Annotated in this window: 18 protein-coding genes; 9 read left to right on the top strand and 9 right to left on the bottom strand. The window is 68.3% G+C overall.

Annotated features, from left to right (window positions below):
• Positions 1-145 precede the first annotated feature (145 nt).
• Positions 146-1,246 carry a branched-chain amino acid aminotransferase gene (locus tag QLQ83_RS15080; RefSeq protein WP_282736341.1) on the bottom strand — a complete coding sequence of 367 codons (1,101 nt, stop codon included), beginning with the start codon at positions 1,244-1,246 and terminating at the stop codon, positions 146-148.
• A gap of 148 nt (positions 1,247-1,394) precedes the next feature.
• The gene (locus QLQ83_RS15075) at positions 1,395-2,915 is read right to left on the bottom strand and encodes a leucyl aminopeptidase (protein ID WP_282736340.1); all 1,521 of its coding nucleotides are present in this window, start codon (positions 2,913-2,915) and stop codon (positions 1,395-1,397) included.
• A gap of 137 nt (positions 2,916-3,052) precedes the next feature.
• On the opposite strand from QLQ83_RS15075, the gene lptF reads away from it, so the two are divergent.
• The 5 genes from lptF (at position 3,053) to bfr (ending at position 6,638) form a co-directional block, all read left to right on the top strand.
• On the top strand, positions 3,053-4,135 hold the full coding sequence (lptF, locus tag QLQ83_RS15070) for an LPS export ABC transporter permease LptF (RefSeq protein ID WP_282736339.1): 1,083 nt from the start codon (positions 3,053-3,055) through the stop codon (positions 4,133-4,135).
• Positions 4,132-5,196, top strand: a complete 1,065-nt coding sequence (lptG, locus tag QLQ83_RS15065) for an LPS export ABC transporter permease LptG (RefSeq protein WP_282736338.1) — start codon at positions 4,132-4,134, stop codon at positions 5,194-5,196. Before lptF ends, lptG begins: the two co-directional genes overlap by 4 nt.
• 12 nt (positions 5,197-5,208) lie before the next feature.
• Entirely contained in the window at positions 5,209-5,682 is a 474-nt protein-coding gene (locus tag QLQ83_RS15060; protein WP_282736337.1) for an RDD family protein, read from the top strand.
• A 109-nt stretch (positions 5,683-5,791) separates the two neighbouring features.
• A complete protein-coding gene (locus QLQ83_RS15055) occupies positions 5,792-5,998 on the top strand; it encodes a (2Fe-2S)-binding protein (RefSeq protein WP_282736336.1) in 207 nt (68 codons plus the stop codon).
• A gap of 157 nt (positions 5,999-6,155) precedes the next feature.
• The gene (gene bfr, locus QLQ83_RS15050; RefSeq protein WP_282736335.1) at positions 6,156-6,638 is read left to right on the top strand and encodes a bacterioferritin; all 483 of its coding nucleotides are present in this window, start codon (positions 6,156-6,158) and stop codon (positions 6,636-6,638) included.
• Positions 6,639-6,705: 67 nt separating this feature from the next.
• Here the strand turns inward: bfr and QLQ83_RS15045 are convergent, their stop codons facing one another.
• Genes QLQ83_RS15045 through QLQ83_RS15035 form a run of 3 tightly spaced genes read right to left on the bottom strand, consistent with a single transcriptional unit; the run spans position 6,706 to position 8,579 of the window.
• Positions 6,706-6,933 (bottom strand): DUF1653 domain-containing protein, encoded by a 228-nt coding sequence (locus QLQ83_RS15045; RefSeq protein WP_282736334.1) that lies wholly within the window; start codon positions 6,931-6,933, stop codon positions 6,706-6,708.
• Positions 6,934-6,990: 57 nt separating this feature from the next.
• Positions 6,991-7,821: a tRNA cyclic N6-threonylcarbamoyladenosine(37) synthase TcdA gene (gene tcdA / locus QLQ83_RS15040; RefSeq protein ID WP_282736333.1), complete on the bottom strand. Its 831-nt coding sequence runs from the start codon at positions 7,819-7,821 to the stop codon at positions 6,991-6,993.
• Positions 7,818-8,579, bottom strand: coding sequence for a pseudouridine synthase (locus QLQ83_RS15035; RefSeq protein ID WP_282736332.1), 762 nt, complete (start codon positions 8,577-8,579; stop codon positions 7,818-7,820). Before QLQ83_RS15035 ends, tcdA begins: the two co-directional genes overlap by 4 nt.
• Before the next feature lie 107 nt (positions 8,580-8,686).
• On the opposite strand from QLQ83_RS15035, the gene QLQ83_RS15030 reads away from it, so the two are divergent.
• From QLQ83_RS15030 to QLQ83_RS15015, 4 genes are all read left to right on the top strand, one after another.
• Positions 8,687-9,841, top strand: a complete 1,155-nt coding sequence (locus QLQ83_RS15030) for an alpha/beta hydrolase family protein (protein WP_282736331.1) — start codon at positions 8,687-8,689, stop codon at positions 9,839-9,841.
• A 94-nt stretch (positions 9,842-9,935) separates the two neighbouring features.
• Positions 9,936-11,681, top strand: coding sequence for a bifunctional isocitrate dehydrogenase kinase/phosphatase (gene aceK, locus QLQ83_RS15025; protein WP_282736330.1), 1,746 nt, complete (start codon positions 9,936-9,938; stop codon positions 11,679-11,681).
• A 38-nt stretch (positions 11,682-11,719) separates the two neighbouring features.
• Positions 11,720-12,460: an SIR2 family NAD-dependent protein deacylase gene (locus QLQ83_RS15020; RefSeq protein ID WP_282736329.1), complete on the top strand. Its 741-nt coding sequence runs from the start codon at positions 11,720-11,722 to the stop codon at positions 12,458-12,460.
• Between the two features lie 53 nt (positions 12,461-12,513).
• Positions 12,514-13,266 (top strand): tRNA-uridine aminocarboxypropyltransferase, encoded by a 753-nt coding sequence (locus QLQ83_RS15015; protein WP_282736328.1) that lies wholly within the window; start codon positions 12,514-12,516, stop codon positions 13,264-13,266.
• 54 nt (positions 13,267-13,320) lie between these two features.
• Here the strand turns inward: QLQ83_RS15015 and QLQ83_RS15010 are convergent, their stop codons facing one another.
• From QLQ83_RS15010 to trkA, 4 genes are all read right to left on the bottom strand, one after another.
• Positions 13,321-13,659, bottom strand: a complete 339-nt coding sequence (locus QLQ83_RS15010) for a c-type cytochrome (protein ID WP_282736327.1) — start codon at positions 13,657-13,659, stop codon at positions 13,321-13,323.
• A 246-nt stretch (positions 13,660-13,905) separates the two neighbouring features.
• Entirely contained in the window at positions 13,906-15,144 is a 1,239-nt protein-coding gene (locus QLQ83_RS15005) for a TraB/GumN family protein (RefSeq protein WP_282736326.1), read from the bottom strand.
• A gap of 91 nt (positions 15,145-15,235) precedes the next feature.
• Complete coding sequence (locus QLQ83_RS15000) at positions 15,236-16,684, bottom strand: TrkH family potassium uptake protein (RefSeq protein ID WP_282736325.1); 1,449 nt, start codon at positions 16,682-16,684, stop codon at positions 15,236-15,238.
• Between the two features lie 43 nt (positions 16,685-16,727).
• Positions 16,728-18,068: Trk system potassium transporter TrkA (gene trkA, locus QLQ83_RS14995; protein ID WP_282736324.1), on the bottom strand; the 1,341-nt coding region annotated here is incomplete at its 5' end.

Below are 18,068 nucleotides of genomic sequence, written 5' to 3'. Positions count from 1 at the left end.
GTCGCGGGGCTGATCCGGCGACAGGGCACGAGGGGGCGCTGTGAACCCTTCCCTGGGCGCTACCGATGCCATCCCTGGCATCGGACCCCCTCTTCGCCCTGTCCCCGGCGCCCCTTGAGCGGAAGGAGGCGTAAACTCGGGTGGCTCAGGCCAGGCGCGTCAGCCAGCCGCGGGTGTCCTCGCTGCGGCCGTACTGCAGGTCGAGCAGGCGGGTGCGCAGGCGCTTGGCCACCTCGTTGTCGCCCTGGGCGGAGAGGCGGATGCGGTCACTCTCGGTGACCAGCTCGCCCACCGGGGTGATCACCGCGGCGGTACCGCAGGCGAAGATCTCGGTGATCTCGCCGGAGGCAGCGCCCTCGCGCCACTCCTCGATGCTGATCGGGCGCTCCTCCGGGGTCAGCCCCTCGTCCCTGGCCAGGGTCAGCACCGAGTCGCGGGTCACGCCCTCGAGAATGGTATCGGTGAGGCGGGGGGTGACGATGCGGCCGTCGCGGAACACGAAGAACAGGTTCATGCCACCCAGCTCCTCGACCCACATGTTCTCGGCGGCGTCGAGGAAGGCGACCTGGCTGCATTCATGGGCCGCGGCTTCCTTCTGGGCGGCCAGCGAGGCGGCGTAGTTGCCGCCGCACTTGGCGTAGCCGGTGCCCCCCGGGGCGGCGCGCTTGTAGTGCGAGGAGAGCCAGATGGATACCGGCTTCACGCCGCCCTGAAAGTAGGCGGCCGCCGGCGAGGCGATGACGTAGTAGTCGACCTCATGGGACGGGCGTACGCCGAGGAAGGTCTCGCTGGCGATCATGAAGGGGCGCAGGTAGAGGCTCGATTCTTCGGCCTCGCTGGCCGGGGTCGGCACCCAGGCGTGGTCCCGGGCGAGCAGGGCCTTGAGCGAGTCGATGAAGTCCTCGTCGGAGAGCTCCGGCAGGGCCAGGCGACGGGCGCTGCGGCGAAAGCGCTCGGCGTTCTTTTCCGGACGGAAGGTCCAGACCGAGCCGTCGGCGTGGCGGTAGGCCTTGATGCCCTCGAAGATCTCCTGGCCGTAGTGCAGCACCGCGGCGGCCGGGTCCAGCGTCAGGGGGCCATAGGGGCGCACCTCATGGCCGTGCCAGCCGGCATCGAGGGTCCAGCGGACATGGGCCATATGGTCGGTGAAGTAGCGACCGAAGCCCGGGTTGTCGAGGATGTCATTGCGGATCGTTTCCGCGGTGGGGCGGGTGGAGGGGCTCACGGAAAAGCGTTCAAGGGACACGGCAAGAGGTCTCCGCTACTGGCGGGGCGCATCCGGGCGCCCGCGGCACGAAACAGGTTACCGGGCCGGCGAGGGCCCGGTGCATGGAAGTCGACATCCCACATGAAAAGGTCACCACCGCAAAAAGGCAACCCTGCCGGGCGCGAAATCAGTCGTCGGTGATCTCGACCTCGTTATCGGTCTCGCGGTCCAGCAGGTACTGGGTCAGCAGTCCCACCGGGCGGCCGCTGGCGCCCTTCTCCTTGCCGGAGGTCCAGGCCGTGCCGGCGATGTCCAGGTGCGCCCACGGGAACTTGTCGGCGAAGCGGGAGAGGAAGCAGGCGGCGGTGATGGTGCCCGCCGGGCGGCCGCCGATGTTCGCCAGGTCGGCGAAGTTGGAGTCGAGCTGCTCCTGGTACTCGTCCCACAGCGGCAGGTGCCAGGCGCGGTCCCAGGCGGTCTCGCCGGCATCCAGCAGGTCCAGCGCCAGGTCGTCGTCGTTGGCGAGCAGGCCGGTGGCATGGTGGCCCAGGGCGATGATGGCGGCGCCGGTGAGGGTGGCGATGTCCACTACGCTTGCCGGCTCGAAGCGCTCGGCGTAGGTCAGGGCGTCGCACAGCACCAGGCGGCCCTCGGCGTCGGTGTTGAGCACCTCCACGGAGAGTCCCTTGAGGGTCCTGATGATGTCGCCGGGCTTGGTGGCACGGCCGTCTGGCATGTTCTCGGCGGCGGCGACGATGGCCACCAGATTGATCTTCGGCCGGATGGCCAGCACCGCGGTGACGGTGCCGAACACGCTGGCCGCCCCGCACATGTCGAACTTCATCTCGTCCATGGCCTCGCCCGGCTTCAGCGAGATGCCGCCGGTGTCGAAGGTGATGCCCTTGCCGACCAGCACGTGGGGCGACTCGTCGGGGTCCTCGGCGCCCTGGTACGTCATGACGATCAGCCTCGAGGGCTGCTCGCTGCCGCGGCCGACGGAGAGCAGGCTGTGGGCGCCCAGGCGTTCCAGGGCCTCCTCGTCGAGGATCTCCACGGAGAGCGCCCCGCCGGAGCCCTGGCCAAGCGCCTCGGCCTGCTCGGCCAGGTAGCTCGGGGTGCAGATGTTACCGGGCAGGTTGCCCAGGGTGCGGGTGGTGGCCACCCCCTGGCCGATCGCGTCGCCGATGCGCCCGCCCTGGCGGGCCGCTTCGGCATCGCCCTGCTCGCTGACCAGCAGGGTGACGCGGGCGAGCTGCGGTGCGGGGGCCTTCTCGGACTTGAACGTATCGAAACGGTAGACGGCGCGATGGGCGGCCTCGGCCACCATTCGGGCCTTCCAGTCGCAGGCGCGCTCGGGCACCGGCACGTCGGTGAAGGCCACGGCGACGTCCTCGACGGGCAGCGCTGCCAGGGCGGTGAAGGCGGCATCGAGCGCCTTGCGGAAGGCGCCTTCCCGGCACCTTTCGCGCTCGCCGAGGCCCACCAGCATCAGGCGGTCGGCATTGAGCCCCGGGGCGAAGGGGACCATCAGCACATTGCCCAGCTTGGCATCGAAATCACCGCGCTCGATCAGCTGGCCGATCAGCCGCTCGCTGACATCGTCGAGCTTGGCGGCAGCGGGCAGCAGCTCGCCATCCTTGAACACCGGTACCACGAGGCAGGCCGTCTCGGCCTTGGCGGGATTGGCCGTCTGAACGGGGAATTCCATGGTGTCTCCACAAGACAAGCGATGGGGGATTCTGGATAATGCCGGCACGTTGCCGAGTCATCCCAGTGTACCCAAGGCAAGGCGTCATTGCATGGAAGATGGCCGGGCCCCGCGGGGTGCCGGGCCAGGAGACAGCGTTGATCATATTCCGTTACCTGACCCGCGAGATCCTGCTGACCATGGCCGCCGTGGCCGGCGTTCTGCTGCTGGTGATCATGGGCAGTCGCTTCATCCGCTACTTCTCCAATGCCGCCGAAGGGGAGATCCCGGCGAGCATCCTCGGCACCCTGATGCTCTTCCACCTTCCGGGATTCCTCGAGCTGATCCTGCCGCTGGCGTTCTTCCTGGGCATCCTGCTGGCCTATGGCCAGCTCTATCTCAACAGCGAGATCACCGTGCTGGTGGCCTGCGGCACCAGCCCCAACCGCCTGCTGCAGGTCAGCCTGGTGCCCGCGACTGTGGTGGCGATCCTGGTGGGGGCGTGCAGCCTCTGGCTGACGCCGGCCGGGGCCCTGCACAACGAGGTGCTGCTCGAGGAGCAGCGCAGCCAGCTCGACTTTTCCGCCCTGGCGCCGGGGCGTTTCCAGGACTTCGGTGGCGGACGCACGGCCTACACCCAGGCCATGAACGAGAACCAGCGCCGGATGCAGGAGGTCTTCATCAGCGAGCGACAGTCGCGCGGCGACGGCACCCCGGAGAGCGTGGTGACCCGGGCCGAATCCGGCTACCAGACCGTCGACCCGGAGACCGGCAGCCGCTTCCTGGTGCTCGCCGACGGCGAGCGCTACAGCGTCGACCCCGGGCGGGCCGAGGCCGAGCGCCTGGAGTTCGGCACCTATGCGGTGCGCCTCTCGGGGGCGGCCGAGAGCCCCGAGCTCGATGCGCCCGAGTACGCCACCACCCCCACGCTGTTCGCCGATGACGCCCTGCCGGCGCGGGCCCAGCTGCAGTGGCGGCTGGGCCTGCCGCTGATGGTCTTCATCCTGACCCTGCTGGCCATGCCGCTCTCCCGGGTCAATCCGCGCCAGGGGCGCTTCGCCAAGCTGCTGCCGGCCATCTTTCTCTACGTGGCCTATCTCAGCCTGCTGCTGGCGGCCCTGGACGCCATCGGCCGGGGCAGCTGGCCGGTGGCGGTGGGGATGTGGCCGATCCATGGCGGCTTCCTGGCCATCGGCCTGGCGATGATGGCCCGGGCCCAGCACAAGGGAATGAGCGGATGATCACCGACCGGCTCGATCGCTATATCGCCCGCAACGTGCTGGGCGCCATCGTCGTGGTGCAGGTGGTGCTGCTGGGCCTGGACCTGGTGATCACCTACATCAACGACCTCGGCGACGTGGAGGGCGACTATGGCGCCTTCCAGGTGCTGCTCTACCTGTTGATGCGGCTGCCCTGGCGCTTCTTCCAGTACGCGCCGGTGGGGGTGCTGATCGGGGCGCTGATCGGCCTTGGCAGCATGGCCTCGAGCAATGAGCTGACGGTGATGCGCGCCGCCGGGCGCTCGCTGGTACGGATCCTCTGGGGCGTGATGAAGCCCATTATCCTGGTGGTCCTGATCGTGCTCGCCATCGCCGAGTTCGTCAGCCCGCGCACCGAACAGTTCGCCAGTGCCTGGCGCCTCGAGCAGATGCAGGGCGAGGGCGCGGTGCTCACCGAACGCGGCGGCTGGCAGCGCGAGGGAGACAGCTTCTATCGCTTCGGTGCCATCCGTGCCGATGACACCGTGCTTGACCTGACCCGCTACCGATTCGAGGACAAGGCCCTGCGCGAGGCGACGAGCGCCCGGCGGGCGGTGTGGCGCGATGACCGCTGGGAACTGGAGGATGTGGCGGTGACCCGCTTTCTCGAGGCGCGCACCGAGGTCGAGCGCCATGACACCCTGGGCTGGGAGACCGCCATGACGCCGGCCCAGCTCAACCGGCTGCTGCGTGACGTGGAGAGCCAGGCACCCAGCGAACTGTGGGCCTATGCCCGCTACCTGCGCGATCAGGACCAGCTGGCGACCCAGCCGCTGCTCTATTTCTGGCAGAAGATGCTGATGCCGCTGACCATGGCGTCGCTGGTGCTGGTGGCCGCCTCCTTCGTGTTCGGCCCGCTGCGCACCGTGGCTGCCGGTACCCGGGTCTTCTACGGGGTGATCACCGGCCTGGTCTTCAAGTACCTTCAGGACCTGCTGGGCCCGGCTTCCACGGTGTTCGGCTTCTCCCCGGCCTGGGCGGTGCTGGCACCGACCCTGCTGTGTGCCGGGCTGGGGTTCTATCTATTGCGCCGTACAGGCTGAGCCGAGGGATTGATGCAACGACGTTTCGACCAACTCGACGATGTGTGGCCGGCCGGCCTCGGCCGGCGGTTGGGCGCCATGCTCTATGATGGCCTGCTGGTGCTGGCGATCTGGATCGTGATGGTCTCGGCGCATCTGGCCGTGGTGCGGCTGGTGCTGGAAGTGCCGGCGGAGCAGGTGGGCACGGGGCTCGCCCAGGTGCTTTCGCTGCGCCTGCTGCTGGCGGTCAGTGCCTTCGCCTTCTTTGCCTTCTTCTGGACCCGTGGCGGCATGACCCTGGGCATGCAGGCCTGGCGGCTGCGGGTGCAGACCCTCGACGGCTGCTCGATCACGGGTCTCCAGGCGCTGCAGCGTTTCCTGGTGGCCGGCATCTCGCTGGCTGCCTTCGGCCTGGGGTACCTTTGGATCCTCGTCGACGGCGAGAAACGCAGCTGGCCGGACATCGCCTCCGGCACCCGGGTCGTGGTCCTTCCCAAGTGCCGTTGAGGGGGCGTGATGCGCCAGGCCTGACCTCGGTCAGGTTTTTGCGGGATCCGCTTGCGATTACCCATGCGAATCATTTACATTTACTTCATGACCAGCGTGAGGTGATGACATGTACGTGTGTCTCTGCAAGAACGTGACCGACCACCGGATCCGCCATGCCGTCGAGGACGGGGCGCGGAGCTGGCGTGAGGTCCAGCAGGTGACGGGTTGCGGGACCCAGTGCGGCAAGTGCGCCTGCACCGGCAAGGACATCACCCGCGAGGCGATCAGGGACGAGTTGAGCGCAGCGGCCCAGGGGCTCGCCTACGCCGTCTGATGGCAATCGCTATCGTTCGTCTTTGCCTTAACAAGTCCATGATTCGATTGAGTTATCTATAGCATTGCCTAGACTGTGGGGGTGCGGGCTGGCCAGGCTCTGGTGGCCGTGCCAAGCTGGCAGCCAGCCCCCTGACAACCCTGATCGAGGTAATGAGATGAAAGGCGACAGCAAGGTCATCGAACACCTGAACACCGCGCTCGGCAACGAGCTGGTGGCCATCAACCAGTACTTCCTGCATGCCAAGATGTACAAGGACTGGGGCCTGAAAGCGCTGGCCAAGTGGGAGTACGACGAGTCCATCGAGGAGATGCAGCACGCCGACAAGCTGATCGAGCGCATCCTCTTCCTCGAGGGTATTCCCAACCTCCAGGACCTCGGCAAGCTGAACATCGGCGAGAACGTGCGCGAGATGCTCGAGTGCGACCTGAAGATCGAGCACGAGGGCCGCAACGACTACATCGAGGCCATCACCTACTGCGAGCAGGTCAAGGACTACGTCAGCCGTGACCTCTTCCGGGACATCCTCGCCGACGAGGAAGATCATATCGACCATATCGAGACCGAGCTCGGCCTGATCGACAAGGTCGGCATCGAGAACTACATGCAGAAGCAGATGCAGGAAGCCGGCGAGGAGTAACGCGCAAACCCTCACCGACCCGTGCCTAGATGAGCGCCCTGTGGCCTAGCCACGGGGCGCTCATGCGTCAGGGGAACGCTTTCTCCAGGGCAAAGCGTGGCACTGGCTCGCCCTGGACCTCGACGGTCTCCAGGAACATGTCCAGCGGGCGCGCCCAGAGGCCGTAGTCGCCGTAGAGGGCGCGATAGACCACCAGCGGCTCCTCGGTCTCGCTGTGTCGGGCGACGCCGAGCACCTCGTAGAGCGGGCCCTTGTAGTGGCGGTAGATGCCGGGGCGAGGGGAGTGATGTTCCATGGGGCTGCTCCTAGGTCACAAGGTCATGGTCTCGAGGGCATGGTCTGAACCGCGGTGTCAGGGTGTGGCGCTGGCCTGTTTCGCCAGCCGGGCCAGCACCCGGGAGGCGGCGGTGAAGCCGAAGCTGCCCGTAACGAAGGACGCCGCCCCGAAGCCCGAGGCGCAGTCGAGTCGGGTGGCCTCGCCGTCGGCGGGCTTCTGGAAGCACACCTCGCCGTCGCTGCCGGGGTAGACCAGTTGCTCGTCCGAGTAGACGCACTCCACCGAGAAGCGTCGCTTCGGATTGCGGGAAAAGCCGAAGTCGCGACGCAGCCGGGCGCGCACCTTGGCGAGTAGCGGGTCGTGCTCGGTGCGTGTCAGGTCGGCCACCCGGATGCGGGTCGGATCGGTCTGGCCGCCGGCGGCACCGGTCACCACGATCGGCAGCTTGCGACGCTTGCACCAGGCGATCAGCGCCGCCTTGGCGACCACGCTGTCGATGGCGTCCACCAGCTGGTCGGCATCCGTGGGGATACGCTTGGCCAGGTTGGCGGGCGTGACGAAGGCGGTGTCGGCCACCACCTCGATGCCCGGCTGGATGGCCCGGCAGCGTTCGGCCAGCACCTCCACCTTGGGGCGGCCGATGGTGCCATCCAGGGCGTGCAGCTGGCGGTTGACGTTGGAGACACAGACGTCGTCGAGGTCGATCAGCGTCAGCTTGCCGATGCCGGAGCGCGCCAGGGCCTCCACCGTCCAGCTGCCCACGCCGCCCACGCCCACCACCACCACATGGGCGCGGCGGAAGCGCTCGGCAGCACGTCGGCCATAAAGGCGGCGGATGCCGCCGAAACGGGCATCGTAGTCGTCCGGGACAGCGGTGGGGGCAGTGGAGATAGCGGAATCGGTCATGGCATCTCGCTCGGGCGGTCGTGGCGCCGGGGTGGCGCCGGCAGGTGGCCCGTCCAGCCGAAGCGCTCGAAGAGCGTCGTCATGCAGGCATCCAGGGGACAGCAGAGGTCGAGGCGTCGGCCGTTCGCCGGGTGGTCGAAGGCCAGGCCCACCGCCGCCAGCAGCAGGCGCGGGCATTCCAGGCGCTCGGCGAAGAAGCGGTTATGGTTGCCCTTGCCGTGCTTGGCATCGCCGATGATCGGGTAGCCACGCCGGGAGAGGTGGCGGCGGATCTGATGGCGGCGACCGGTCTGCGGCCGTGCCTCGATCAGCGAGTAGCGACTCCGGGGGTAGCGATCCACCTGCACGGGCAGCTCGACGCTATCGAGCCGGCGGACCTCGGTCACCGCCTCCATCGCCGGCATCTCGGCCTTGGGGCGGCGACCCTCCTCCTCGCGCAGCGGGTAGTCCAGCCGCTCCTGGTGCGGGCCGATGCCCCGCACCACCGCCAGGTAGCGCTTCTCCACCCGGCGAGCGGCGAAGGCCGCCTGGAGGGCCGCGGCGGTCTCGGGGTCGAGGGCGAAGACGATTACCCCGGAGGTCGGGCGATCCAGGCGGTGGACCGGGTAGACCCGACGACCGAGCTGGTCGCGGAGCCGTTGCAGCAGGAACTCACGCTCGCCGCGGGCAAGCGGGCTGCGATGCACCAGCAGGCCGGCCGGCTTGTGCACGGCGACCAGGTGGTCATCCTGATGGAGAAGGCTCAGCGATGGCGTCATCGGGGCACCGTCACGGGGTCAAGGGGGCGCCATTGTCGCCGGCCGGTAGCGTGCTGTCATCCCGTCCGTGCCCCGTCGCGGCCGCGAAAGTCCGGCGGGAGGTCGACATGGCCGCTAGTCTGGTCGACATGAGAACGCGTCTACGCCTGGGGACCCTGCTGATGGCGCTGAGCCTGCTGCCCGTCCTGCTGTCGGGATGTGCCAGCCTGGAACGCCACCACCAGGCCCTGCTGGTGCTGGGTGACCTGTCGGCGGGCAGCGGGGAGAGCCGGCTGAAGCGTCGTACCGAGCCGCCCCGCCGGGAGGGGCTCCACTATGTGCGCCAGGGCCGCGCCTATCAGGCGGATCTCTACCACCCCCGGGTGCCCAGCCGGGGGTCGCTGATCCTGGTGCACGGCTTCACCGAACAGGGCCGTCGCGACCCGCGCCTGGTGGCGCTGGCGAAGACCCTCGGCCGGGTAGGCTTCAGGGTGATGGTGCCGGAACTCGACGGATTGCGAGACTACTCCATCAGTACTCGCGAGGTGGAGGCGATCGTCGATGCCATCCGCCATGCCACCCGGTCGGCGCCCGGGGCGCCGTCGCACACGGCGGTGGCGGCGGTCAGCTTCGCCGTGGGACCGACGCTGATCGCCGCCATGGACGAGGAAGTGGCCTCGGCGGTGAGCTTCGTGGTGGCCGTGGGCGGCTACTACGACATGACGGACATGCTGCGCTATGTGACCACCGGCGAGGACCGCGGGGGGGCAGGCCGGGCGGTACCCCCACCGCAGCGGGAGGCGCGCTGGGCCGTGCTGCTGAGCCAGCTGCACTGGCTGGATGATGAACGGGATCGAGCGCTGCTGGAGACCATCGCCCGGCGCCGGTTGGCGGACCCCGAGGCGCCGGTGGCCGGGGAGGCCCGCCGGCTGGGGACGTCGGGCCGGGCGCTCTTTGATCTGGTGACCAACCAGGACCCGGGTCGCGTGGAGGCGCTGATCGGCAGGCTGCCGTCATCGCTGGTGAGGGAGCTCGAGGCGCTGGACCCCTCGCGGCGCTCGCTCGACAGCCTGCAAGCCAGGCTGGTACTGATCCACGGCCCGCAGGACCGGGTGATCCCGTTCAGCCACAGCCGACGCCTGCACGATGCGCTGCCGCCGGGTCAGGCGCGTCTCTTCGAGGCCGGAGCGCTGCAGCATGTGGCGGTGTCGCCCGGGTGGCGGGACGGCTGGGGCCTGTGGCGTGCGCTGGTGCATGTGCTGGCCCTGGGCGAGGGCGAATGAGGCCGATGGCAGGCCTGGTGGACGCCACCTTGGTCGGCTCGCCTTGCGGTGCACAAGTCGTCATGCTGGGCGTCTCGCTGCCTGGAGCCCGATCATGAAGCATTCGCCCGCCTATCATCTCGCCGCCACCGTGCTGCATGGCTTCGACGAGTACCGTTCGCGCTTCAAGCAGATCACCGCGGATGCCAGCCGCCGTTTCCGGGATGCCGCCTGGCGTGAGGCCCAGCAGGCCTCGGCGGAACGCATCGACCTCTATGACGAGAAGGTGCAGGAGACGCTGGCACGGCTGAGACGTACCTTCGACGATGACCTGCTGACCCACTGCGAGTGCTGGGGGGAGGCCCGGCGGCACTATGCCGAGCTGATCGACCAGCGGCTGGACTACGAACTGGCCGAGACCTTCTTCAACTCGATGTTCTGCTCGCTCTTCCATCACCGGCACATCCGCAACGACTGGATGTTCGTGTACAGCTCCCGGGAGCGGGCGGCGCACCACTCCGGCCTCGAGCTTTGCCGCCACCAGCGGGTGGACGGCGACTGGGCGGGGGGACTGCGCTGGGCCCTGAGCGAGGCACGCTTCGAGACGCCCTTCGTCGACCTGGAGCGGGATGTGGCCCTGGGCAGCGAGGTGCTCCAGCGGCTGCTGCCCGGCGCCATCCTCGAGGATCCCGAGGCCGAGATCGAACTGATCAAGAGCGTCTTCTACCGCAACAAGGGCGCCTACCTGGTCGGCCGGGTGCTGGGCGGCGGCCAGCAGGTGCCGCTTGTGCTGCCGGTACTGCATGAGGAGGGCGAGGGGCTGCACCTGGATACCGTGCTGATCGAGCCCGACGAGGTATCGATCATCTTCTCCTTCACCCGCGCCTACTTCCAGGTCAAGGTGGTGGTGCCCAGCGAGTTCGTGCATTACCTTCAGGAGCTGATGCCCGACAAGCCCCAGGGCGAGCTGTATGCCGCCATCGGCTTCTTCAAGCACGGCAAGACCGAGTTCTTCCGCGCCCTCAACCACCAGGTAGCCCGGCGCGAGGACAAGTTCATCATCGCCCCGGGGGTGCGTGGCATGGTCATGGCGGTCTTCGTGCTGCCCTCCTTCCGCACCGTGTTCAAGATCATCAAGGACCGCTTCGACCCCTCCAAGGCAATGAGCCGCGAGAACGTGCGCGAGAAGTATCGTCTGGTCAAGCGCCACGACCGGGTGGGGCGCATGGCCGATACCCAGGAGTTCTCGAACTTCATCGCCCGCCAGGACCACTTCGATCCCGACTGCCTGGCGCACCTGCTGGAGGTGGCCCCTTCGACCGTCTACCTGCGCGGCGACAAGGTGATCATCAAGCACTGCTACACCGAGCGCATGATGACCCCGCTCAACCTCTACCTGGAGCAGTGCGACGAGGTGGAGACAAGGGCGGTGCTCAAGGATTACGGCAACGCCATCAAGCAGATGGCCGCGGCCAACATCTTCCCCGGCGACATGCTGCTCAAGAATTTCGGGGTGACCCGCCATGGCCGGGTGGTCTTCTACGACTACGACGAGGTGTGCTACCTCACTGAGTGCAACTTCCGGCATATCCCTGAACCGCTCTATCCCGAGCAGGAGCTGGCCGACGAGCCCTGGTACTCGGTGGGGCCCAATGATATTTTCCCCGAGGAATTCGGTCCCTTCCTGTTCGCTGATGTCAGGCTGCGCAAGCTCTGCTATCAACTCCACCCGGAGCTGTTCGATGCCGACTACTGGAAGGGGCTGCAGCAGGCGATCCTCGACGGCCGGGTCATCGACGTCTATCCCTATCGCAACAAGCGGCGCTTCGCCGGTGACGACGACAATGGCCTGACCTACTGAGCGAGGCGCGACAGGCACAGCAAGCAGGAGGCGGCCCCATGGGTGACCCGAGATGCCCCCACCTGGTGGTCTTCACCGGTGCCGGGATCAGCGCCGAGAGCGGTATCCAGACCTTCCGCGCCAGCGATGGCCTGTGGGCGGATCACCCCGTCGAGGAGGTCGCCACGCCCCAGGCCTGGCGGCAGGATCCCGAGCGGGTGCTGCGCTTCTACGATCAGCGCCGCGACCAGGTACGCCGGGCCCGCCCCAACGCCGCCCACAAGGCCCTTGCGGCGCTGGAGAAGCAGGGCTTCCGGGTCAGCATCATCACCCAGAACATCGATGACCTGCACGAGCGCGCCGGGTCGCGCCACGTGCTGCACCTGCATGGCGAGATCCTCAAGGCGCGCTCCTCGGTCGACCCGCGCATGCACTACCCGCTGCCCCGCGGGGGCATCCGCCTGGGGGATATCTGCGACAAGGGCAGCCAGCTGCGTCCGGACGTGGTGTGGTTCGGTGAGAGCGTGCCGCACTTCGCGGACGCCTGCGAGATCGCCGCCCAGGCCGATCTGCTGCTGGTGGTGGGGACGTCGCTTGCCGTGATGCCGGCGGCCTCGCTGCTCGATCATGCGCCCCTGGACGCCCCCTGCGTGCTGGTCGACCCCGAGGCCGATGTCCTTGCCCCGCCGGGCGTCACCCGTCTCTGCCAGTCGGCCGGGAAGGGGGTGCCGGCGCTGGTACGCCACTGGAAGCGTGAGGGACGGCTCTGGCTGCCGGAGACGCTCCTGCGTGAGGCGTGACAGGCGTGGCATGCTAGAATGCCGGCCCCTTCGGCTCCGGGACCATGGCACACATGCAGGACGACACCTTCCACGACGCCCTCATCGATCGCGACCCTGCTACCGGTCATCCGCGGCCGCCGCGCCGCGAGTTCAAGGCACGGGGCAGCTTCGTCTCCCGCTGCGCGGGCTGCAACCTGCCGGTGCTCAACTGCCTCTGCCCCTACCGGGTCACCGCCACGAGCGAGGCGAGGGTATGGCTGCTCACCCACCCCCTGGAGCACCACAAGCCCACCAACACCGGGCGGCTCATCGGGGACGTTCTGCCCGACACCGAGGTCTTCACCTGGTACCGTACGGCACCCGACGAGCGACTGCTGGCGCTGCTCGAGGATAACCGCTACGCGCCCTTCGTGATCTTCCCCGACGACCAGCCGGACTATGCCGATCGGGTGGTGGGCATGGCGCGGGTCAGGTCGGAACAGGTCGCGAACAGGACCCCCGTCTTTATCATCCTCGACGGGACCTGGCGGCAGGCACGGCGGATCTTCCGCAAGAGCCCCTACCTCGACCGCCTGCCGGTGCTGCCCCTGGCCACCGAGCGGCTCACCCGCTATCGGCTGCGCAAGCCGGCCTCCGCCGCCCACCTCTGTACCGCCGAGGTCGCCATCGAGCTGTTGCGCCAGGGCGGAGACACGGGGGCGGCCGAGGTGCTCGATGACTATTTCGATGCCTTCAACGACAGCTACGCCGCCAGTCGGCGCCACGAGAAGCTCGAGGCACCGACGGCGGCGATGCGGCGTCTGCTGGCCAAGGCCGGCCGCTAAGCCTGCGTCCTTTCCCGCTGGGGCGACCGCGTGGCCGCGTGGCGGGCGTCGGCCTCACTCCTCGTGCTTGCTCAGGATCCAGTCGACCAGCTGCCCGGCCTCCTCCTCGCTCACCTCGACACGCTCGTCGGCGTCCGGCATGGTCGCCGACCCCCAGTGATCCTCGCCCCCCGTCATCACGACCTCGACCAGGTAGCCCCTCATCTCTCCCCCCGCGTACTTTGCGGCGATGCTGTTGAAGCCCGGCGCCCGCGGGGTGTCATCGTCCCGGGCGTGGCAGCTCAGGCACTGCTTCTCCTCTGCCAGCTGCTGGATGGCATCGGACTCCGCAGATGCCGAGGAGGCACCCAGCAAAAGGCCGACCAGCGCCATGGATGCAATGGCCGTTTTCATGTCCTCGCTCCCCCTGTTCATCCGGAGGCCTTCTTCCGGATGCTTGCCAAGTTTGGTGGTCGTACAGGACTGCAACGATGGCGCCCAATGGGGCGCCACCATTGCAGCTGCCTTGAACATAGGTCAGAGGGACAGGGCGCGGGATATGCTTTCTCTCATGCCGGGGCTCAGCGTGTCTCATGCCGATGTCCGCCATCACCCCGCGCGCGCGTTCTGGCGCGATGACGGCGGGCGCCCATCGGGCGGTCAGCCGCCGAACAGGGCCCCGGCGATGCGGAAGCCGGCGATCCAGGTCCCGGCAGCGGAGCCGAGGGTAGCCGTCAGGAAGACCAGCAGGGTGCGCGATACCCGGTTGCGCCACCAGCCCTTGAGCTCGGTGACGTCGTGGCGCAGGGTCGAGAAGTCCCGCACCTTGGGCTTGCGCATCCACAGCTCCACCCCGGCGGCGACGAAGCCGGCGCCGATGGTGGGGTTGAGCGAGGTGAGCGGGGCGGCGAAGAAGGTCGCCGCCACCGTGACCGGATGGGCGAGGGCCGCCAGGGTGGCCGCCCCCGAGAGCACGCCGTTGATCAGGAACCACTCCCCCACCAGCTGCCAGCCCAGCTCGGTATTGCGCGAGAAGCCGATGGCGAAGCCGGTCAGCACCAGCAGCGTGACCAACCAGGGCAGCGCCCGCCACAGGCGCGACGGCGGCGGGGTGGCCTCGAGGCGCTCGCGCTCCGGCGCGGGGTCGGCAGGCAGCGGCTGTTCCAGCTGCTCGGCCATGCCCTTCATGTGGCCGGCGCCGATCACCACCAGCACGTGGCGATAGCGTCCGGGACCGGCGTCCTGGGCCAGGCGCAGGACCATGTAGCGGTCCCGTTCGCTGATCAGCGGGATGAAGAGAGACTCCGATTCGGCGGCGAACTCGCTGAAGGTGGACTCCAGGACGTCGCCCTCCTTGAGTCGCTCGATCTCCTCGGCGGAGACCTGCTGGCGCGACAGCACGCTGCCGAGCAGCCCCGAGAACAGCGAGAAGCGTTGCCACCAGGGCACATTGTGGTAGATGCGCTTGAGGGTGATGCCCACGTCGCGGTCGATCAGCAGCAGCGGCAGGCCGGCGTCACGGCTCTCCTCCAGGGCGGCCCGCATCTCGGCACCGGGCTCGATGCCCGACTGCTCGGCCACGCGCTGCTGGAAGGCCCCCAGCGCCAGGCTGGCGGCCACCATGCCGGCCTTGCCCTGGCGGAAGATCTGGAACAGGTCCTGTTCGCCCAGGGCATCGGGGTTGGTGAGGCTGTGGTGGCGCGAGTCGCACAGCTCGATGGCCACGGCATCGAACTCGCCGGAGCGGATCAGCGCACGCACGTCCGCGGCGCTCTCGGCGGAGACATGGGCCGTGCCCAGCAGGGTGTAGCGGGTCTCGCCCACCTGCAGGACGCGGCGGGGGCCGCTGGTGGTGTCGTCCTGGCGGGCGGTGATCACGGAATCCTGGGAGTCGGTCATGGACGCTCGGGCAGTAGGAGTGAAAGGGCGATTATCCATGAAGGACGAGGCCCGGCCAATCCGCACGAGGCTCGGCGCGGCCTTCGATCATTCACTTGCGCCAGAATGCGGGGGTGAACAGCACCAGCACGGTGAAGATCTCCAGGCGGCCGAGCAGCATGGCCACCACCAGGATCCACTTGGCCAGGTCCGGCAGGTCGCCGTAGTGGGCGGAGGCCTCGCCCAGCGCCGGGCCCAGGTTGTTGAGCGCCGACCCCACCGTGGACCAGGCGGTGACCTGGTCGACGCCGGTGGCCATCACGCCCACCAGCATCATGAAGAACAGCATCACGTAGACGGAGAAGAAGCCCCACACCGCCTGGGCGATGCCGTCCGGCACGCTGACCTTGCCGATCTTCACCGTGATCACCGCATTGGGGTGGATCAGGCGCATCACCTCACGCATGCCCTGCTTGAGGATCAGGATGATGCGGATGACCTTCATGCCACCGCCGGTCGATCCCGAGCAGCCGCCGACGAAGGCCGCGACGAACAGCAGGAAGGGCAGGGCGCCGGGCCAGGTGGAGAAGTCCGCCACGGCGAAGCCGGCGGTGGTGGCCACCGAGACCACCTCGAACAGGCCGTGACGCAGCCCCAGTTCGGTGCCGTAGGTGTCGGTCAGCCAGAGCGAGAGCACCGTGATCACGGTCAGGCCGAGCAGGAAGAGCAGCAGGAACCGCGCCTCGGGGTCCTGGAAGTAGTGCGTCACGCTGCGCTGGCGCCAGGCCAGGAAGTGCAGGCTGAAGCTCACCGCCGAGACGATCAGGAAGAACACGCAGATCATCTCGACCAGTGCGCTGTCGAAGTGGCCGATGCTGGCGTCGTAGGTGGAGAAGCCGCCGATGGCCACGGTGGAGAAGCTATGGCCCAGGGCGTCGAACCAGTCCATGCCGGCCGCCATGTAGGCCAGCATGCAGGCCAGGGTCAGGCTGGCGTAGATGTACCATAGCGCCTTGGCCGTCTCGGTGATGCGCGGGGTGAGCTTGGAGTCCTTCAGCGGCCCCGGGATCTCGGTGCGGTAGAGGGCCATGCCGCCGACCCCCAGGGTCGGCAGGATGGCGACGGCCAATACCACGATCCCCATGCCGCCCAGCCACTGCAGCTGCTGGCGGTAGTAGAGGACCGCCTTGGGCAGGAAGTCGATGCCGGTGATCACCGTGGCGCCGGTGGTGGTCAGGCCCGAGAAGGACTCGAAGACGGCGTCGGTCGGGGCCAGGGCCGTGTCACCGGTGAGCATCAGCGGCAGCGCGCCGAACAGCCCCAGCACGCTCCAGAAGAGCGCCGCGATCAGGAAGCCGTCGCGGGTGCGCAGCTCCTTGCGGGCATGGCGGTTGGGCAGGTACATCACCGCCCCGGTGGCCACGGTGATGGCGATGGCCACCGCGAAGGCCTCCCACATGCCGTCGGCGAACAGCAGCGAGATCAGGATAGGCGGCACCATGGTCAGGCTGAACATCATCAGCAGCAGGCCCAGGATGCGCAGGATCATGCGCAGGCTCATCGGGCGGCCCTCCTCGGGTCGCCGGTGGTCACGTGACAGGCCATCAGAAGAACGTCAACCCGACCTGGAAGAGCCGCTCCACGTCGCGCAGCCGGCGCTTGTCGATCACGAACAGGATGACGTGGTCACCGGACTCCACCACCACGTCGTCATGGGCGATCAGCACCTCCTTGCCGCGTACCACGGCGCCGATGGTGGTGCCCTGGGGCAGGTCGATCTCGCCGATGGCGCGCCCCACCACCTTGGACGACTGGGTGTCGCCGTGGGCGATGGCCTCGATGGCCTCGGCCGCGCCGCGGCGCAGCGAGTGGACGTTGACGATGTCGCCGCGCCGCACGTGGGTCAGCAGGCTGCCGATGGTGGCCTGCTGGGGCGAGATGGCGATGTCGATCTCGCCGCCCTGCACCAGGTCGACATAGGCGGCGTTGTTGATCAGCGTCAGCACCTTCTTGGCGCCCATGCGCTTGGCCAGCATCGACGACATGATGTTGACCTCGTCGTCGTTGGTCAGCGCGCAGAAGATGTCGCAGTCCTCGATGTTCTCCTCCTCCAGCAGCCGCTTGGCGGTGGCGCTGCCGTGCAGCACCACGGTGCGGTCGAGGCGTTCGGAGAGCTGGGTGCAGCGCTCGAGGTTGTGCTCGATGATCTTGACCTGGTGGCTGTGCTCCAGGTGCTCGGCCAGGCGCTCGCCGATGTTGCCGCCGCCGGCGATCATCACCCGGCGGAAGTCGCGGTCGAGGCGGCGCAGCTCGCTCATCACCGCGCGGATGTCGCGCCGGGCGGCGATGAAGAACACCTCGTCGTCGGCCTCGATCACGGTGTCGCCGCGGGGAATGATCGGCCGGTTCTGGCGGTAGATGGCCGCCACCCGGGTGTCCACGCTGGGCATGTGGCGGCGCAGGAAGCCCAGCTCCTGGCCGACCAGCGGGCCGCCGTAGAAGGCCTTCACCGCCACCAGCTGCACCAGGCCGCCGGCGAACTCCAGCACCTGCAGGGCGCCGGGATGCTCGATCAGCCGGCGGATATGGTCGGTGACCACCTGCTCGGGGCTGATCAGCACGTCGATGGGCACCGCCTCGTGGGCGAACAGGCCCTTGCGGGTCAGGTAGGCGGTGGCACGCACCCGGGCGATCTTGGTCGGCGTGCGGAACAGGGTGTGGGCCACCTGGCAGGCGATCATGTTGACCTCGTCGGAGTTGGTCACTGCGATCAGCATGTCGGCGTCCTCGCAGCCGGCCTGGCGAAGCACCATGGGGTAGGAGCCGGCCCCGGAGACCGTGCGGATGTCCAGGCGGGTATGCAGCTCGCGCAGGCGCTCGCCGTCGGTGTCCACCACCGTGATGTCGTTCTCCTCCCGGGCCAGGTGCTCGGCCAGGGTGCCGCC

The sequence above is a fragment of the Halomonas rhizosphaerae genome, assembly GCF_030010555.1.
Taxonomy (GTDB): Bacteria; Pseudomonadota; Gammaproteobacteria; order Pseudomonadales; family Halomonadaceae; genus Halomonas; species Halomonas rhizosphaerae.
Note: the sequence above shows the minus strand (reverse complement) of the source record. Positions and strands in the feature narration are given on the sequence as shown.

Excerpts from the sequence above, each read along its gene's own strand:
- aceK (WP_282736330.1), top strand. The coding sequence starts at position 9,936 with ATGAAGCATTCGCCCGCCTATCATCTCGCCGCCACCGTGCTGCATGGC.
- QLQ83_RS15055 (WP_282736336.1), top strand. The coding sequence starts at position 5,792 with ATGTACGTGTGTCTCTGCAAGAACGTGACCGACCACCGGATCCGCCAT.
- QLQ83_RS15035 (WP_282736332.1), bottom strand. The coding sequence starts at position 8,579 with ATGACGCCATCGCTGAGCCTTCTCCATCAGGATGACCACCTGGTCGCC.
- tcdA (WP_282736333.1), bottom strand. The coding sequence starts at position 7,821 with ATGACCGATTCCGCTATCTCCACTGCCCCCACCGCTGTCCCGGACGAC.
- lptG (WP_282736338.1), top strand. The coding sequence starts at position 4,132 with ATGATCACCGACCGGCTCGATCGCTATATCGCCCGCAACGTGCTGGGC.
- QLQ83_RS15075 (WP_282736340.1), bottom strand. The coding sequence starts at position 2,915 with ATGGAATTCCCCGTTCAGACGGCCAATCCCGCCAAGGCCGAGACGGCC.
- QLQ83_RS15060 (WP_282736337.1), top strand. The coding sequence starts at position 5,209 with ATGCAACGACGTTTCGACCAACTCGACGATGTGTGGCCGGCCGGCCTC.
- QLQ83_RS15045 (WP_282736334.1), bottom strand. The coding sequence starts at position 6,933 with ATGGAACATCACTCCCCTCGCCCCGGCATCTACCGCCACTACAAGGGC.
- QLQ83_RS15000 (WP_282736325.1), bottom strand. The coding sequence starts at position 16,684 with ATGAGCCTGCGCATGATCCTGCGCATCCTGGGCCTGCTGCTGATGATG.
- QLQ83_RS15005 (WP_282736326.1), bottom strand. The coding sequence starts at position 15,144 with ATGACCGACTCCCAGGATTCCGTGATCACCGCCCGCCAGGACGACACC.
- bfr (WP_282736335.1), top strand. The coding sequence starts at position 6,156 with ATGAAAGGCGACAGCAAGGTCATCGAACACCTGAACACCGCGCTCGGC.
- QLQ83_RS15030 (WP_282736331.1), top strand. The coding sequence starts at position 8,687 with ATGGCCGCTAGTCTGGTCGACATGAGAACGCGTCTACGCCTGGGGACC.
- QLQ83_RS15010 (WP_282736327.1), bottom strand. The coding sequence starts at position 13,659 with ATGAAAACGGCCATTGCATCCATGGCGCTGGTCGGCCTTTTGCTGGGT.
- QLQ83_RS15015 (WP_282736328.1), top strand. The coding sequence starts at position 12,514 with ATGCAGGACGACACCTTCCACGACGCCCTCATCGATCGCGACCCTGCT.
- QLQ83_RS15020 (WP_282736329.1), top strand. The coding sequence starts at position 11,720 with ATGGGTGACCCGAGATGCCCCCACCTGGTGGTCTTCACCGGTGCCGGG.